Consider the following 16,961-nt stretch of genomic DNA (forward strand, 5'->3'; position numbering starts at 1 on the left):
CCATGTTATAATATGTTAATATATTACAGTATAGATATTATTATATCAAAAAAAAAATAAAAAAAGTAGGTTATTATGGATAAATTATTGATTAACAATGAAATTGGTAAGTTAAAAAAAATATTACTTCATAGACCGGGCTTTGAACTTGACAGAATTACACCTGACGATCTAAAAGAAGTTTTATTTGATGACATCCCTTGGATGAGCAGAATGAGAAAAGAACATGACGGTTTCGCAAATATCCTAAGACAAACAGGAACGGAAGTATTATATGTAACAGACTGTTTACTTCATGTTATAAGTAATAATAAGCAGGCAAAAGAAGAGCTTGTTGATATTGTATTAAGGGAAGTACAATATGACGATATAACTGTTATGGGACTTAGGGAATTTTTATTAAGCCTTGATAATAAAGAACTTATAAGATGTGTTATTGCAGGACTTAGCGAAAGCGAAATAAAATCAAACAGAGTTACATTATCTGATTATATGCAAGATAAATATCCTTATTATTTTAAACCAATACCAAATCTTTACTTCATGAGAGACGTAGGTGTTGTAATAAAAAACGGTGTTGCTTTTTCTAAAATGAGAACTCATATCAGAAGAAGAGAAAGTTTAATAATAAGACTTATTTATAAATATCATCCTGATTTTTCAGGTTCCCCTGTATATTTTGACAACGAAAGAGAGAGAATGACACTTGAAGGCGGGGACGTTCTTATTTTAAGTAAAGAATGTGTTCTTGTAGGTTTTTCAGAAAGAACATCTCTTGAAGGAATAGACAGGCTTGCACAAAATCTTTTAACTTCAGGTAGTGGAGTTAAGAAAGTATTAGCCGTAAAAATTCCACATGAAAGAGCATTTATGCATCTTGATACGGTATTTACAATGGTAGACTATGATAAATTCATAATCTTCCCTAATATATTAAAAGACATTGAAGTGGTAAGTATAACAGCAGGAGAAAAAAATACATTAAAATACGAACAAGAAGAAAGCTTAAAAACAGCGCTTGCAAAAGCTTTAAATCTTCCAAGCGTAAAACTTATAAAAAGCGGTGGCAGCAGCAGTGTTATTTCAGCCAGAGAACAATGGAATGACAGCACAAACACACTTGCTATTTCCCCTGGAGTTGTTATAACATATAACAGAAATGAAATTTCAAACGAAATACTTGATAGAAACGGTATTAAAGTTCTTTCAATAGAAGGAAGCGAACTTGTAAGAGGAAGAGGCGGCCCAAGATGTATGAGTATGCCTTTAGTTAGAGAAGACATAGATTTTTAGGAGGAACAAATGAGCGTTAATTTAAAAGGAAGAAGTTTTTTAACACTTAGAGACTATACAACAGAAGAAATCAAATTTTTACTTGATTTGGCAAAAGAACTTAAAGCAAAGAAAAAAAGAGGCGAAATCGGTGATTTACTAAAAGGTAAAAACATCGTCTTACTTTTTGAAAAAACATCAACAAGAACAAGATGTGCATTTGAAACAGCAGCATATGACGAAGGTGCTCATGCAATATTTTTAACAAATTCACAAATGGGTAAAAAAGAATCTTTGGAAGATACAGCAAAAGTTCTTGGCAGAATGTTTGATGGTATTGAATTCAGAGGTTTTAAACAAGAAACAGTTGAAGACCTTGCCAAATATTCAGGGGTTCCTGTTTGGAATGGACTAACAGATTTATATCATCCAACACAACTTCTTGCAGATGTTCTTACAATGTATGAAAACATAGATAAAGAAAACAACAACGACATGAAACTTACTTATGTTGGAGATGCAAGAAATAACGTATCAAATTCTCTATTAATTGGATGCGCAAAACTTGGAATAAATTTTGCTGCGGCAGCTCCAAAATCTTTATGGCCTGATGAAAATTTAGTTAAAGAAATGGAAGAAATCGCAAAAGAAAACGGAAGCACAATTCTTATAACTGATAATGTTGATGAAGCCGTTAAAGATTCTGATGCAATATATACAGATATTTGGGTATCAATGGGTGAAGAAGATAAATTTGAAGAAAGAATCAATCTTTTAAAAGATTATCAAGTTAACATGGATATGCTTAAAAAGACAGGAAATGAAAATGTAATATTCTTACACTGCCTACCTTCTTTCCATGATTTAAATACTGAAATAGGAAAAGATGTTTATGAAAAATACGGATTAAAAGAAATGGAAGTAACTGATGAAGTATTCAGAAGTAAACATTCTAAAGTATTCGACGAAGCAGAAAACAGAATGCATACAATTAAAGCGGTAATGTGTGCTACACTTTCAGATAAATTATATGAATAATATAAAAAAGAACAGCTAAGCTGTTCTTTTTTTATTCTTCAATATTTTCTTCTTCTTCATGAGTTCTTCCAAGAACTTCATCTAATACTAAGTTTTCTATAATCTTAGCAGTTTCCGGATTATCTTTAAGGAATTGTTTTGCCTTATCTCTTCCCTGTCCTATTTTTTCATCTTGATAAGAATACCAAGCTCCTGCCTTTTTGATAATACCGTATTTTGCCGCCATATCAACTATATCGCCTTCTCTTGATATTCCTTTTCCATACATAATATCAAATTCAGCAATTTTAAATGGTGGTGCAACTTTATTTTTTACGACTTTAACTTTTGTTCTGTTACCTATAATGTCTTGACCGCTTTTTATTGAATCAACTCTTCTCACTTCAAGTCTTACTGAAGAATAGAATTTTAAAGCTCTACCTCCCGGAGTAACTTCAGGATTACCAAACATTACCCCTACTTTTTCTCTTAATTGATTTATAAATATAGCTGTTGTATTTGATTTATTTATTGCTCCCGCAAGTTTTCTCAAAGCTTGAGACATAAGTCTTGCTTGTAAACCTACATGACTATCTCCCATATCTCCTTCGATTTCAGCTTTTGGAACCAATGCCGCAACAGAGTCCACAACTACAACATCAATTGCAGAACTTCTTACAAGTGCTTCTGTTATTTCAAGAGCTTGTTCTCCTGTATCAGGCTGAGAAACAATTAATTCATCTATATTAACACCAAGAGCTTCTGCATATACAGGGTCAAGAGCATGTTCAGCATCTATAAAAGCGGCAACTCCGCCGGCTTTTTGTGCTTCTGCAACAACGTGTAATGCCACTGTTGTTTTACCTGAAGATTCAGGTCCATATATTTCGATAATTCTTCCTCTTGGAAGTCCGCCTACCCCAAGGGCAGCATCAAGAGAAATTGAGGATGTAGAAATTGTATCAATAGTAACAGCCGGCTTGTCACCAAGCTTCATTATCGCACCTTTCCCAAAACTGCTTTCTATATTTTTCATTGCAAGCTCTAAGGCTTTTTCTTTATCTGGATTCATATCTTAACGTCCTTTCAAACATTTGTTCTTGTATATTATACAATTACTTTAAAAATTAGTCAATATTTTCATCAATTATTTTTAATATATTATTAATTGCATAATATGCGCTTCTTGTTTGAACTCTTTTTCTTTCACCTGTTATGTTGTAAAGTTTTGAAGTTACTTTTCCATTATAATAAAATCCCATATACACTGTTCCTACAGGTTTTTCTTCACTTCCTCCTCCCGGGCCTGCAATACCGCTTATGGAAATTGCAACATTAGTGTTAAAACGTTTGGCACATCCTACAACCATCTCTTCTACGCAGTTTGCACTTACCGCACCATACTTCTTTAGAGTTTCTTCTTTTACACCAAGAAGGGAGTGTTTTACTTCGTTTGTATATGTAACTGCACTACCCATAAAAACTTCACTTGCTCCTGCAATTTCTGTAATATAACTTGCAAGAAGACCTCCCGTACAAGATTCTGCACAAGAAAAAGTAAGTCCTTTTTCTTTTAATGTTGCAATTAATTTTTGAGGAAGAGTTTCTCCTTTAACAGAATAAATATATTCTTTAAAGTTACTTGTTATTATTTTATCTACCTTGTCTAAGTTTTCAACAGCATGCTTTAAGTTATCAGCTTTTGAAACAGCTTTAACTTTTACACCGCTGTCATTAAAGTATGTATTTACATTTACTCCTTCAATATCAGGAAGCAAATCTCTAAGTTTATATTCTATTTCAGATTCACCAATACCTGAAGTCATATAATCTTTTACGGCAAAGAATTTATTTAATTTATTAACCAAGTATTCTTTAATATGTTTATAATACATATTTGTATTTTCTCTTGGTGGTCCAGGAAGCATAATAATCATTTTATCTTCAATTTCAAGAAGCGCTCCGGGAGCAGTTCCTCTGTCGTTATCTAAAATTTTTGCTCCTTTTGGGAATAATGCTTGTCTATAATTATTAGGTGTTAAAACGTAATCTTTTCCTTTTCTGATAAAATAACTTTCAACGTGTTTTCTTGCTTCTTCATTCTCTTCCAAAGGTCTGTTTGTAACCTTTGCAATGGCTTCTTTTGTCATATCGTCCAAAGTTGGTCCAAGACCTCCTGTTGTAATGATAACATCACTTAATTTAACCGCATCCATAAATGCGCCTTCTACCATATCTTCGTCATCACTTACAACCACATGTTTAACAACTTCAATTCCTATTTCAGTAAGTTCTTTTGCAAAAAAAGTACCATTTGAGTTTAATACATCTCCACATAAAACTTCATCGCCTATGCACATTATTGTCGCTTTCATATTTTCTCCTTTAACACATAAATTTACATTGCTATTTTAAATTATACTATTTAAAAATTCAAAATTACAGTATATATAATTAAATTATTCATTATTTTTATAAAAAAAAGACTCTATTAAGAGTCTTTTTATTTTAATATTTTCTTTAGATATTGTCCCGTATAACTATTTTTAACTTTAGCAACCTCTTCTGGTGTTCCCGTTGCAATAACTTCGCCGCCGTTATCTCCTCCGTCAGGACCTAAATCAATTATATAATCTGCACATTTTATAACATCAAGATTATGCTCTATTATAAGAATAGTATTTCCACCTTCTCTTAACCTATAAAGAACTTCAAGGAGTTTTTTTACATCTTCCATATGAAGACCTGTTGTAGGTTCATCAAGAATATATAATGTTTTGCCTGTTTGACGTTTTGATAAATATGTTGCAAGTTTTATTCTTTGAGCCTCTCCTCCCGATAGAGTTGTAGAAGGTTGTCCAAGTTTTATATAACCAAGCCCTACATCATAAAGAGTCTGTACTTTTGATTTAATTGAAGGGATATTTTCAAAGAAATCAAGAGCTTCTTCAACACTCATATCTAATACATCGGCAATGGTTTTCCCTTTATATTTTATCTGTAAAGTTTCATCGTTATATCTTTTTCCGCCGCAGACTTCACAAGGAACATAAACATCAGGTAAGAAGTGCATTTCAATTTTTATTATTCCATCTCCCTTACAATGCTCACATCTTCCACCTTTAACATTAAAACTGAAGCGTCCTTTTTGATAACCTCTCATTTTTGCTTCATTAGTTGATGCAAAAACATCTCTTATCATATCAAACATTCCCGTATAAGTTGCAGGATTTGACCTTGGCGTTCTTCCTATCGGAGATTGGTCTATGTCTATTATCTTATCAAGATACTCTGCCCCTTTTACTTCCTTATGTTTTCCCGGTCTTTCAAGGGAACCAAGAATCTGTTTCCTTAAAGATTTAAACAGTATTTCATTTACAAGAGTACTTTTTCCTGAACCTGAAACACCTGTAACACAAGTCATTTTACCAAGTTCTATCTTAACATCAATATTTTTAAGGTTATTTTCCTTTGCCCCTATTATTTCAAGATACTGACCGTTTCCTTCTTGTCTTTGTTTTGGAACCTCTATTTTCTTTCTTCCAGAAAGATAATCTGCTGTTATAGAGTTCTTATTATCAATGATTTCTTCAAGAGGACCGCTTGCAACAACTTCTCCACCATGAATTCCTGCTCCCGGACCTATATCGACTATATAATCCGACTCACGCATTGTATCTTCATCATGTTCCACTACTATTATCGTATTTCCAATATCTGTTAAATCACGAAGTGTCTTTAATAATTTATCATTATCTTTTTGATGAAGCCCTATACTTGGTTCATCTAAAACATAAAGTACTCCTGTCAGTTTTGAACCAATTTGTGTAGCAAGTCTTATCCTTTGACTCTCACCACCTGATAAAGTTGATGCAGCCCTGTCTAAAGTAAGATAATCAAGTCCAACATCTATTAAAAATCCCAGCCTTGATTTTATTTCTTTTAATATAAGTTCCGCAATCTTAGCTTCGTTTTCTGTTAAAGTTAAATTATCAATAAATTTCTTACAGTCTTTTATCGACATTTCCGTAAGCTCAATTATGTTTACTCCGTTTATCTTCACTGCAAGAGAGTTTGGATTAAGCCTTTTTCCGTGACATGAACTACAAGTTATATTTGATAAGAATTTAGCAAATTTCGCTTTTATATATTCACTGTTGCTTTCAAAATATCTTCTTTGAATATTGTTTATTATTCCTTCAAACTCTACTTCTCTTTCTTTGTATCCTCCAAAATGAGAATTAAATCCTATTTTAATTTTACCTTTATCTCCATATAAAAGAGCATTCATAAATTCTTCGCTTGCTTCTTTTAAAGGTTTTTCCAAAGAAAAATCATATTTCTTTGCCAATTCTTTTACTATAACAGAATAATAAGTACTGTCATCAGAACTTATAAAGTTTGAAAGAGCACCTTCCCTTATTGAAATATCTTTATTTGGAATAACAAGGTCTGGGTCTATGGTTTGATGATATCCTATACCATTACAGTCCATACACATACCAAAAGGAGCATTAAAAGAGAAGTTTCTTGGCTCAGGCTTTTCCATTGCAATTCCACAATCCATACATGCAAACTTTTCCGAATAAAGTTTATCTTCATCGTTAAATTTACATACAACCAAACCATCAGTAAGTTTTAATGCCGTTTCAACAGAATCATTAAGTCTTGATTTTATTCCTTCTCTTATTTTAAGTCTGTCAATTACAACGTTTATGTTATGTTTTTTATTTTTTGAAAGTTTTATTGAATCATCAAGGTCAAACATTTCCCCGTCAATAAATGCTCTTAAATAGCCATCTTTTTTTAAATGTTCTATTAAATTTTTATGAGTTCCTTTTTCTCCTCTTACTACAGGAGCCAATATTTGAACCCTTGTACCCTCTTCATGAGATAATATATCTTTAATAATAGTATCTATACTTTGACTTTCTATTTTTTTACCGCATTTTGGACAGTAAGGGATACCTATTCTTGCATATAAAAGTCTGAAGTAATCATATATTTCTGTTACTGTTCCAACGGTAGAACGAGGGTTTCTGTTTGTTGTCTTTTGATCGATAGAAATAGAAGGACTTAAACCTTCTATGCTCTCTACATCTGGTTTATTTGTCTGACCTAAAAATTGTCTTGCATATGCAGATAAACTTTCAACATATCTTCTTTGTCCTTCTGCATATATAGTATCAAAAGCAAGAGATGATTTACCGGAACCTGAAAGTCCTGTAAAAACAATAAGTTTATCTCTTGGAATTGTTAAATTTATATTTTTTAAATTGTTTTCTTTAGCGCCTCTTATAACAATTTTATCTGACATTGTCCCCTCCTTTTTTACATTAAACTGATATTATCATAAAAATTTTTTATTTACAATAATGAGAAAAATTTTCCTTATTTCTTTTTATTTTTCCCCTATAAAATATAAGAATGTACAAAGAAATAAATCAATGTACATTCAAAATTTTATTTTAATATATCGCTGTTTTTTATGCTTTCAATTGCTTTTTTCATCTCATCTTCATCTTGAACAAGTGCCATTCTCACATGCCCTTCTCCCGATGGTCCAAAAGCACTTCCGGGAGTAACCAAAACTCCGGTTTTATCAAGAAGTTCTATACAAAATTTCTCTGAAGAAGTATACTTGCTTGGAATCTTTGCCCATACAAACATTGTTGCAGGACATCTATTCATTTTCCATCCTATTTCATTTAATCCGTCACAAAGAATATTTCTCCTGTTTTCGTATGCTTTTCTTACGGTTTCAACACAAGATTGATCTCCTGTTATAGCAGCAATTGCCGCCTTTTGAACAGGTAAAAACATACCATAATCCATATTTGACTTTAAATTTGATAAGTTTTTAACTACTTCTTTATTACCAATACAAAAACCTACCCTTGCCCCTGCAAGTCCATATGTTTTTGACAAAGAATTGAATTCTACCCCTACATCTTTTGCACCTTCATAACAAAGGAAACTTCCACAGGTATTCCCGTCAAAAACCAAATCGCTGTATGCATTGTCATGAAGAACAATAATGTCATATTTTTTTGCAAAAGCTATTAGCTTTTTATAGAAGCTGTCAGGCGCCATAGCTGTTGTTGGATTATTAGGGTATGAAACTACCATAAACTTAGCTTCTCTTCTTATATCCTCCGGTATCTCGTCTAAATCAATTATATAACCATTCTCTTCTCTTTGAGGCATATAGTATAGCTTTGCCCCTGCAAGTCTTGGACCGTCGGCAAAAACAGGATAGCATGGATCCGGAACTAAAACAGTATCTCCAGGATTGACTATTGAAAGTGCTATATGAGCAAGACCTTCTTGTGAACCAAGTAAAGATGTAACTTCACTTTCAGGATCAATATCAACGCCGTATCTATTTTTATACCATACTTTCACAGCCTGTTTTAAATCTTCTTTATCATTTAAAGGATACAAATAACTTTCCAAATTCCCGGCTTGTTTTATTAAAGCATCTACAATATGCTTTGCAGGCGGAATATTTGGAGCGCCTACGCTTAAATCAATTACATGCATTCCCTCTTTTATTTTTTCTTCTTTTAAATGAGCAAGTTTGGAAAAAATCCCTTCTTGGAACATATCCATTCTATCTGCAAACTTCATTATTACCCCTCCTATTCAGATACTTGCTTCAAAATAATATAGCAAAATATATGCCATATCTATGTATTATATTCGTTTTTTTTAATAAAGTCCACTAATGCACAAATTTAATCAAATTTTTTTATGATATAATATAAAAGAGGTAATAAAATGCAAAATAAAAACATAGAAAAAGCTCTGAAAATTGCATATAAAGCACATGAAAATCAATTTGATAAAGGTGGAAAGCCCTATATAAACCATCCTATTCATATTGCAAAAATGCTAAATTGCGAAGATGAAATAATTACTGCACTTTTACATGATGTAATGGAAGACAGTAATATTACAAAAAAAGATTTAATAGACTTTGGCTTTAATGAAAATGTAATAAATGCTTTATCTTGTTTAACAAGAAAAAGAAATGAAGATTATTTTTCTTACATAAATAAAGTTAAATCAAATACACTAGCTAAAAAAATTAAAATTTTAGATCTTGAACATAATCTTGATGTAAAAAGATTATCTAAAATTACAAACAAAGATTTACAAAGGATAGAAAAATATAAGAAAGCACTTGCCATATTAAAAAAAGACCGCTAAATCGGTCTTTTATATTGAATAAAATCCTAATACTTTTAATCCGTATTCTTTTCTAATGTTTTCCAAAGATCTTTGTACAATTTCCATCTGATTGGAATCTCCATTAATCTCCAAATAAAAATTATATTTCCCCATATCTGTCTTTGTTGGTCTAGACATTATTGCAACCAGGTTTATTTTATTTATAGAAAACTCATGTAATATATCAAAAAGGATTCCGGGTCTATCTATATTTGGCATAATATACATTGGAACTTTAAAATTCTTATTTTCTTGAGCCGCATATTCATTTTCACCTTTTTCCACAACAACAAATCTTGTAAAATTATTAGATGCATCCGTTACATTTTCTATTTTACATTTAGCATTTGCATATTTTAGCATATGCATAGGTATTATACCGCCTTCTGCCAATATCCCCTTACTTACGTTATTATAAGATTCCATATTACTGTCGGTTGTAATAATATTTACATCATCTAACGAATCTAAAAACTTTCTGCATTGACCATTTGTTTTAAATTGTACATATATTTTTTTTATTTGCTCGATATTTTCACTGTTACCTATAAAAGAAAACTGAACAGGAACACTTATTTCTCTTACAATATGAACATCCATTTCAAGAAGTAAATCAAGCGTTCTTTGAACGAATCCATCAAGTGTATTTTCTATTGGAATTATTCCCATATCGCATTCTTTACCAATGCTGTGAAAAGTTTCATCAATGGTATTATAATATACTACATCAAAATCTCCGTTTTCTTCATTTAAAAATAAACTGCAAGCATTATCGCTGAATGTTCCCTTTGGTCCAAGTACTGCTAATTTTCTCAAATTCTTTCTCCATATTTTTTAATTACCATAAAAAAGGATATCAAAAATATACATTTTATTCAATAGCAAGTAAAATAAAAAACATCCATAAGGATGTTTTTTATTTTACTTTTACTTTATATACTTTTGAGAAAGAACCTTTTGTACTTCCGTTTACGGCTCTTACTTTGTAGTAATAAGTTTTCTTTGATGTAAGTTTTTTATTCACATATTTTGTTGATTTCACAGTTGCAACTTTTTTAAATCCTGTTGATGTATTTGTTGATCTGTAAATTTCATAATATTTTGCATTTGAAGCTTTTGAAATTGTGATTGTTGCACTTTTCTTTCCACTTGCTATTTTTAATGAATTTACTTTTCCAACTGTAATTTTCTTTTTTGGTAGATTAACTTTAACATTGCAATATGCTATTTTTCCGTCTTTTGTTTCAGCTTTAATAACAGCGCTTCCGTCTGCAACAGGTGTAATTTTACCATTTTCAACTTTTGCAACTTTTGTATTGCTACTGCTCCACTGTATTGTCTTATCATCTGCATTTGAAGGATAAACTTCTCCTGTTAAATATACAACATCAGTTAACTTATTTAATTGTACACTTGTTTTATTTAATTTAATACTTGTTGTTTTTACTTTTTTTACGTTAATACTGCAAACCGCAACAATATTTCCATTTTCTTTAGAAATTGCTTTAACTTTTGTATTTCCTGAATTTTGAGCTGTTACAACTCCATTTTCATCTACATTAGCAATATTAATATTTTCACTTTCCCATTTTACATCTTGATTTTTAGCATCTATTGGATAAATTGATGCATTTAATTTTACAGTATCGTCTACATCTAATGTTACATTTTCTTTATCAAGAGAAATACCTGTTACCTTTTTTTGTGAAACATTTACTTCAACTGTTTTTACAATATTATTTACTGTACTTGCAGTAATTATTGTTTTCCCTTCTTTAATTGCTTTTATTTTACCATTATTATCAACTGTTGCAATTTCAGGATTAATGCTTTCCCATTTTACTGTTTTATCAGTTGTATTCTTAGGCAAAACTTCATATGTTACAACTTTTTCTTCCTCTTTAAATAAATTTAAAGTACTGTAATCAAGTCTTAAAGAACTTGCCATAACAGGTTTTACACTAACTTCAAAAGATGTACTTACACCATTTCCCATGTTAACTTTTATTGTTGTAGTACCTACTTTTTTTGCTGTTAGTTTAAAGCTGTTTGAACTGTAGAATGATTTTGGATATGATACAATATCTTCATTTGATGATGTTAAAGTAACGTATCTGTCTGTAGTATTTGAAGGTAAATATTTAATAAAGTAATAATCTCCACCACCCATGTAAATACTTTCAGGACCTATTACATTAACTCCATTAATTTTAACTTCATTTACAGTTACTTTACATTCTGCTTTTTTACCGTTTGCTGTCATTGCAAAAATAGTACCTGTCCCAACCCCTGAAGAAACAACAACACCATCTGCATCTACACTTGCAACATTTTTATCAGTACTGTTCCAGTAAATTAAGTCTTTATCATATGACGCAGGCTCAATCGCTGCCTCTAATTTAAATGATTCTCCTATACCGTTTAATACTAATTCATCTTTGTTAAATGTAATATTTGTAGCATTAACGTTTTCTTCGTTAGATGCATAAATAGGGGGTATAATACTAAATACTAGCATCACTGTAAGAAATATACTTAATATTCTTTTCATGATTCCCTTCACTTTTTTTCAATATGTTTTTCAAAATTTTTCATATCCTACCATATCTGTAGGAAAAAGTACCCCCCCCTTTTTCAATTTAAAAATATTCAGACTATTTATATTTTCGTAATAAAAAAAGAACAGCCATAGGCTGTTCCCATATATATAATATATTATCTTTTTGAAAATTGTGGAGCTTTTCTAGCTTTCTTAAGACCATATTTTCTTCTTTCTTTCATTCTTGAATCTCTAGTTAAGAAACCTGCTTTTTTAACTTCTTTTCTTAAGTCAGGATTTTCTGCAACTAAAGCTCTTGAAATACCATGTCTGATTGCTCCTGCTTGACCAGAAATTCCACCGCCGTATACATTTACACTTATATCATATTTATCAGCATTATCTGTTAAAACTAATGATTGTCTAACAATTACTTTAAGTGTATCATTACCGCCGAAATATTCTTCTATATCTCTACCATTAATAGTTATCTTTCCACTACCTTGTTTTAAAACTACTCTTGCAACAGAATTTTTTCTTCTGCCTGTAGCCATAACTTGTTCTGCCATCTATTCCTCCTACTTAATATCAAGTACTTCAGGTTTTTGTGCTGCATGTTCATGTTCGCTACCTGCATATACTTTTAATTTCTTAAATTGAGCTCTTCCAAGTTTATTTTTTGGAAGCATACCTTTAACTGCTTTTTCGATTACAAATTCTGGTTTATTAGCAATTAAATCTTTGTACATTACTTCTTTTCTTCCACCAGGATATCCTGTGTGTCTGTAATATTTTTTGTCTAATAATTTATTTCCAGTAAGATGAATTTTTTCTGCATTAATTACAATTACATAATCCCCAGTATCAATATTAGGTGTGTAACAAGGTTTGTTTTTACCTGTTAATACTTTTGCAACTTCACTACATAATCTACCAAGTGTTTTGCCTTCAGCATCTACTACATACCATTTTTTATCAATTTGTTGGGGTTTAGCAATACTAGTTGACTTTGTTAACATTTCGTTAAACCTCCACAATACGTATAATATTTTTTATTTTAGATTATCTGCTCTACACTTTCCATGCACGGGGCTAACGATACACGAAAAATATCTAGCCTATATATTTTAGATTATTTTACCTTTTATGTCAATATATTTTTTTATAATATGTAAGTTTTTAGTAAAAAACTTCCTTTAAATAAAGCCCTTCCGCAGGTGCCGTAACATTTGCCATGCTTCTGTTTTTACTTTCTAAGATTTCATCTATTCTATTTTCGTCAAATCTTCCTCTTCCTATATCAATTAGACTTGCAACAATGATTCTTACCATATTATATAAAAAGCCATTACCTTTTATTTTAAAAATAATTAAATCATCTTTTTTAGTTATTTTAACATCATATATTTCTCTTATGGTACTTTTAACATTACTGCCACTTCCCATAAATCCAGCAAAATCATGCTCACCAATAAGTTTTTTTGAGGCTCTAGTCATCTTATCCAAATCAAGTTTATAAAAAACATGAGTTGCCCTTCCTATAAAAAGAGGATTCATTATACTGTTATTATAAATTAAATACATATATTCTTTCCCTGTGGTATCATATCTGGCATGAAAATTCTCATCTTTTTCTTCTGCCTCTATTACCCTTATATCCTTTGGCAAAAATGCATTAATACCATAAGGAAATTTATCTATGGATATATTAGAATTTGTATAAAAATTTGCTCTTTGCCCTAATGCATGTACTCCGCTGTCTGTTCTTCCACTTCCGTAAAGTTTAACCTCTTCTTTTACAAGACTTTCAACAGCTGTCTTTACTTTCTCTTCAACACTCATTCCGTTATTTTGCATCTGCCAGCCAACATAATTTTTACCGTCATATTGTATTGTAAGGACTATATTTTTCATTAAATAATCCCCTTAGTATAAAGAATATTTGTTACTACTGTAAAAATTATCATGAATACAATATATAAATAAGTATAAAAATCATTTTTTGTATACTTTAATTCTTTCATTCTTGTTCTGTTTTCTCCGCCGGTATAACACCTTGCTTCCATTGCAAGAGCTAAATCCTCTGCTCTTTGAAAAGCAGATAAGAATAAAGGAATTAAAACCGGAATAAAAGCTTTTGCTCTGTTTATAAGATTTCCGCTTTCGAAATCTGCACCCCTTGATTTTTGGGCATTAATAATCCTTGTTGTTTCTTCCATAAGTGTTGGAATAAATCTAAGTGCAATACTCATCATCATAGATAGTTCATGTGCATATTTTTTTAATAAAGGTACTTTTTTCATTAGTCTTTCTAAGCCATCAGTAAGAGATATAGGCGATGTTACAAGTGTTAATAAAGAAGTACCCGTAACAAGCAAAACAAGCCTTACAGCCATTAATATGGCGTTATGAAGTCCTTTATCGGTAATCTTTAAAAAACCTAATTGATATATTACATTACCGGGTGTCATAAACATATTAAGACAAACGGTAAATAAAATAATAATAATCAGTGCTTTTAAACCTCTAAGAAGATATCCTACCGGAACTTTTGAAATAATTAAAGGAATTAACAATAAAATAAACATTCCCAAAAATCCAATAAAAGATTTAACAAAAAAAAGTAAAATCATATACAAAAAAGTAGCCATTATTTTACTTCTCGGATCTAATTTATGAATCATCGATCCGGTTGGATAATATTGTCCTATTGTAATATCATTTAACATATTTATCCCCTTAAATAACTTTTTCTATTTCTTTTATTACTTCATTAAATGTAAATAAGTTTGTATCTACATTAATTCCTTTTTCTTTAAGTTTTAACATAAGTTCTTTTCCTTCCGGAACATTTAAACCTATGCTTCTTAAAAGTTCAACATTTTTAAAAACTTCTCTTGGTGTATCATAAAGTTTTAATTCTCCCGAAGAAAACACCATTATTTTACTTGCATATTCACATACGTCTGTCATTGAATGAGATACTAAAAAAGTTGTCAAATTATTTTCTTTATGAAGTTTATATATATTATCAAGTATCTCTTTTCTTCCCACTGGATCAAGTCCGCTTGCAGGTTCGTCCAATATAAGTACATCCGGGTCCATAGCAATAACACCGGCTATTGCAACTCTTCTTTTTTGACCTCCCGATAAATCAAAAGGAGATTTATCTTTATAAGTTTCAAAATCCAACCCAACCATATCCATTGCTTTTCTTACTGCTCCGTCAATATCTTCCATGCCTATATTTTTAGGACCAAAAGCAATATCTTTATATATTGTTTCTTCAAATAATTGATATTCAGGATATTGAAATACAAGACCTACTTTTGAGCATATATCTTTCATTAATACGCCTTTTTCATTTATATTAAGCTCATCTAAATATATATCCCCGCTTGTGGGTGTTAATAACCTGTTTATATGTTGAATCAAAGTGGATTTTCCGCTTCCCGTATGACCTATAATTCCAACCAATTCACCATTATTAACTTCAAAATTTATATTTTTTAAAGCCTTAAACTCAAATATACTGTCTTTTCCGTATGTATGACATAAATCTACAACTTTTACTGACATATTTCCTCCACTAATTCATCTAACGTAAGGATTTTATCATTTTTTATTTTTCCTTGTTTTTTTAACTCATATGCAACTTTAGTAGCATATGGAGGTTCAAGCATTAGTTCTTTTAAAATATCACCCTTTGCAAAAACTTCCCTTGGTTCATCTTCAAGGACCTTTACTCCTCTATCAAGAATTATTACCTTGTCTGCATTTACTACTTCTTCCATATAATGCGTTATTAAAACAATGGTTGTACCTTTTTCATTTAATTTTTTGATTGTATTAATTACTTCATTTCTTCCTTTTGGGTCTAACATGGCTGTAGGCTCGTCCAAAATAATACATTCAGGGTTCATAGCAAGAATTCCTGCGATTGCAATCCTTTGTTTTTGTCCTCCGGAAAGTTCGTGAGGCTTTTTATCTTTAAATTCGCTCATGCTTACGCTTAAAAGAGCTTCATCGACTCTTTTTCTTATTTCACTTGGCTCAACCCCCAAATTTTCAGGTCCAAAGGCAACATCTTCTTCTACTATTGTTGCAACCATTTGATTATCAGGATTTTGAAATATCATACCGGCTTTTTGTCTAATATCCCATATCTTTTTTTCATCTTTGGTATTCATTCCGTCAATTAAAATATCGCCGCTTTCAGGAAGTAAAATACCATTTAACAATTTTGCAAGGGTTGATTTTCCGGAACCGTTTCTTCCGATTATACCAACAAAACTTCCCTTTTCAACACAAAAAGAAACATCTTTCAATGCTTCTACAATCGTTTTTCCTTCATTATCCTTATAAGAATAATTAACGTTTTTTATTTCTATCATTTCGCTCATATTTTTTCTCTCTTATATATATTATAAACTTACACAATTTCAAATTATACAAATTTATAATATATATTATATAGAGCTAAAGGAACAGTGCTTATACTGTCCCTTTGTACTATATTTTATTAGATTATTCACTTACTAACTCTAAAATCGCTGTTTCAGCGCCGTCACCACGTCTTGCACCAAGTTTATAGATTCTTGTGTATCCACCGTTTCTGTTTTCATACTTTGGAGCAATTTCATTGAATAATTTATCAACTACACGTTTGTCATAAATGTAAGCAAGAGCTTGTCTTCTAGCATGTAAATCGCCACGTTTACCTAAAGTAATCATTTTATCAACGATTTTTCTTGCTTCTTTTGCACGAAATAGAGTAGTGTTTATTCTTTCATATCTAAGTGTATCTGTTACTAAACCTCTTAGCATAGCTTTTCTTTTATCACTAGCTTTACCAAGTTTTCTATATCCTGACATTATAAACCTCCTTTATTAGTGTTTA

The 16,961-nt window shown here is 30.9% G+C and carries 16 protein-coding genes; 3 read left to right on the forward strand and 13 right to left on the reverse strand.

Annotated elements, in window-relative coordinates; genetic code table 11:
- The first annotated feature begins 75 nt into the window (after positions 1-75).
- Positions 76-1,293, forward strand: coding sequence for an arginine deiminase (locus M6G78_RS09040; protein WP_138268560.1), 1,218 nt, complete (start codon positions 76-78; stop codon positions 1,291-1,293).
- A 9-nt stretch (positions 1,294-1,302) separates the two neighbouring features.
- Positions 1,303-2,310, forward strand: coding sequence for an ornithine carbamoyltransferase (gene argF / locus M6G78_RS09045; RefSeq protein WP_253230210.1), 1,008 nt, complete (start codon positions 1,303-1,305; stop codon positions 2,308-2,310).
- 31 nt (positions 2,311-2,341) lie between these two features.
- Here the strand turns inward: argF and recA are convergent, their stop codons facing one another.
- The 4 genes from recA to M6G78_RS09065 all read right to left on the reverse strand — a co-directional run bounded on the left by recA (position 2,342) and on the right by M6G78_RS09065 (position 8,919).
- Positions 2,342-3,361 carry a recombinase RecA gene (recA, locus tag M6G78_RS09050; protein WP_138268562.1) on the reverse strand — a complete coding sequence of 340 codons (1,020 nt, stop codon included), beginning with the start codon at positions 3,359-3,361 and terminating at the stop codon, positions 2,342-2,344.
- Positions 3,362-3,416: 55 nt separating this feature from the next.
- On the reverse strand, positions 3,417-4,664 hold the full coding sequence (locus M6G78_RS09055; RefSeq protein WP_253230211.1) for a competence/damage-inducible protein A: 1,248 nt from the start codon (positions 4,662-4,664) through the stop codon (positions 3,417-3,419).
- Between the two features lie 128 nt (positions 4,665-4,792).
- On the reverse strand, positions 4,793-7,606 hold the full coding sequence (gene uvrA, locus M6G78_RS09060; protein WP_253230212.1) for an excinuclease ABC subunit UvrA: 2,814 nt from the start codon (positions 7,604-7,606) through the stop codon (positions 4,793-4,795).
- 146 nt (positions 7,607-7,752) lie between these two features.
- Complete coding sequence (locus M6G78_RS09065; protein ID WP_138268565.1) at positions 7,753-8,919, reverse strand: aminotransferase class I/II-fold pyridoxal phosphate-dependent enzyme; 1,167 nt, start codon at positions 8,917-8,919, stop codon at positions 7,753-7,755.
- A 150-nt stretch (positions 8,920-9,069) separates the two neighbouring features.
- On the opposite strand from M6G78_RS09065, the gene M6G78_RS09070 reads away from it, so the two are divergent.
- On the forward strand, positions 9,070-9,501 hold the full coding sequence (locus M6G78_RS09070; RefSeq protein WP_138268566.1) for an HD domain-containing protein: 432 nt from the start codon (positions 9,070-9,072) through the stop codon (positions 9,499-9,501).
- A gap of 9 nt (positions 9,502-9,510) precedes the next feature.
- On the opposite strand, the gene M6G78_RS09075 is transcribed toward M6G78_RS09070, so the two are convergent.
- The 9 genes from M6G78_RS09075 to rplQ all read right to left on the reverse strand — a co-directional run bounded on the left by M6G78_RS09075 (position 9,511) and on the right by rplQ (position 16,936).
- Positions 9,511-10,338, reverse strand: coding sequence for a prephenate dehydratase domain-containing protein (locus M6G78_RS09075; protein WP_138268567.1), 828 nt, complete (start codon positions 10,336-10,338; stop codon positions 9,511-9,513).
- 100 nt (positions 10,339-10,438) lie between these two features.
- The gene (locus M6G78_RS09080; RefSeq protein WP_253230213.1) at positions 10,439-12,073 is read right to left on the reverse strand and encodes an Ig-like domain-containing protein; all 1,635 of its coding nucleotides are present in this window, start codon (positions 12,071-12,073) and stop codon (positions 10,439-10,441) included.
- A gap of 164 nt (positions 12,074-12,237) precedes the next feature.
- Positions 12,238-12,630 (reverse strand): 30S ribosomal protein S9, encoded by a 393-nt coding sequence (rpsI, locus tag M6G78_RS09085; protein ID WP_253230214.1) that lies wholly within the window; start codon positions 12,628-12,630, stop codon positions 12,238-12,240.
- 9 nt (positions 12,631-12,639) lie between these two features.
- Positions 12,640-13,080 (reverse strand): 50S ribosomal protein L13, encoded by a 441-nt coding sequence (rplM, locus tag M6G78_RS09090; RefSeq protein WP_138268570.1) that lies wholly within the window; start codon positions 13,078-13,080, stop codon positions 12,640-12,642.
- Positions 13,081-13,240: 160 nt separating this feature from the next.
- Positions 13,241-13,975: a tRNA pseudouridine(38-40) synthase TruA gene (truA, locus tag M6G78_RS09095; RefSeq protein ID WP_253230215.1), complete on the reverse strand. Its 735-nt coding sequence runs from the start codon at positions 13,973-13,975 to the stop codon at positions 13,241-13,243.
- Positions 13,975-14,790 (reverse strand): energy-coupling factor transporter transmembrane protein EcfT, encoded by an 816-nt coding sequence (locus M6G78_RS09100; protein ID WP_138268572.1) that lies wholly within the window; start codon positions 14,788-14,790, stop codon positions 13,975-13,977. The genes truA and M6G78_RS09100 overlap by 1 nt, the downstream gene beginning before the upstream one ends.
- A 10-nt stretch (positions 14,791-14,800) precedes the next feature.
- Positions 14,801-15,640, reverse strand: a complete 840-nt coding sequence (locus tag M6G78_RS09105) for an energy-coupling factor transporter ATPase (RefSeq protein WP_138268573.1) — start codon at positions 15,638-15,640, stop codon at positions 14,801-14,803.
- Positions 15,631-16,464, reverse strand: coding sequence for an energy-coupling factor transporter ATPase (locus tag M6G78_RS09110; RefSeq protein ID WP_253230216.1), 834 nt, complete (start codon positions 16,462-16,464; stop codon positions 15,631-15,633). The genes M6G78_RS09105 and M6G78_RS09110 overlap by 10 nt, the downstream gene beginning before the upstream one ends.
- Positions 16,465-16,588: 124 nt before the next feature.
- The gene (gene rplQ / locus M6G78_RS09115; RefSeq protein WP_138268575.1) at positions 16,589-16,936 is read right to left on the reverse strand and encodes a 50S ribosomal protein L17; all 348 of its coding nucleotides are present in this window, start codon (positions 16,934-16,936) and stop codon (positions 16,589-16,591) included.
- Between the last annotated feature and the right edge of the window lie 25 nt (positions 16,937-16,961).

It is taken from the genome of Anaerofustis sp. NSJ-163 (assembly GCF_024135845.1).
Lineage (GTDB): Bacteria > Bacillota > Clostridia > Eubacteriales > Anaerofustaceae > Anaerofustis > Anaerofustis butyriciformans.

Excerpts from the sequence above, each read along its gene's own strand:
- rpsI (WP_253230214.1), bottom strand. The coding sequence starts at position 12,630 with ATGGCAGAACAAGTTATGGCTACAGGCAGAAGAAAAAATTCTGTTGCA.
- argF (WP_253230210.1), top strand. The coding sequence starts at position 1,303 with ATGAGCGTTAATTTAAAAGGAAGAAGTTTTTTAACACTTAGAGACTAT.
- M6G78_RS09105 (WP_138268573.1), bottom strand. The coding sequence starts at position 15,640 with ATGTCAGTAAAAGTTGTAGATTTATGTCATACATACGGAAAAGACAGT.
- truA (WP_253230215.1), bottom strand. The coding sequence starts at position 13,975 with ATGAAAAATATAGTCCTTACAATACAATATGACGGTAAAAATTATGTT.
- rplM (WP_138268570.1), bottom strand. The coding sequence starts at position 13,080 with ATGTTAACAAAGTCAACTAGTATTGCTAAACCCCAACAAATTGATAAA.
- M6G78_RS09070 (WP_138268566.1), top strand. The coding sequence starts at position 9,070 with ATGCAAAATAAAAACATAGAAAAAGCTCTGAAAATTGCATATAAAGCA.
- M6G78_RS09100 (WP_138268572.1), bottom strand. The coding sequence starts at position 14,790 with ATGTTAAATGATATTACAATAGGACAATATTATCCAACCGGATCGATG.
- M6G78_RS09065 (WP_138268565.1), bottom strand. The coding sequence starts at position 8,919 with ATGAAGTTTGCAGATAGAATGGATATGTTCCAAGAAGGGATTTTTTCC.
- M6G78_RS09110 (WP_253230216.1), bottom strand. The coding sequence starts at position 16,464 with ATGAGCGAAATGATAGAAATAAAAAACGTTAATTATTCTTATAAGGAT.
- M6G78_RS09080 (WP_253230213.1), bottom strand. The coding sequence starts at position 12,073 with ATGAAAAGAATATTAAGTATATTTCTTACAGTGATGCTAGTATTTAGT.
- uvrA (WP_253230212.1), bottom strand. The coding sequence starts at position 7,606 with ATGTCAGATAAAATTGTTATAAGAGGCGCTAAAGAAAACAATTTAAAA.
- rplQ (WP_138268575.1), bottom strand. The coding sequence starts at position 16,936 with ATGTCAGGATATAGAAAACTTGGTAAAGCTAGTGATAAAAGAAAAGCT.
- recA (WP_138268562.1), bottom strand. The coding sequence starts at position 3,361 with ATGAATCCAGATAAAGAAAAAGCCTTAGAGCTTGCAATGAAAAATATA.
- M6G78_RS09040 (WP_138268560.1), top strand. The coding sequence starts at position 76 with ATGGATAAATTATTGATTAACAATGAAATTGGTAAGTTAAAAAAAATA.
- M6G78_RS09055 (WP_253230211.1), bottom strand. The coding sequence starts at position 4,664 with ATGAAAGCGACAATAATGTGCATAGGCGATGAAGTTTTATGTGGAGAT.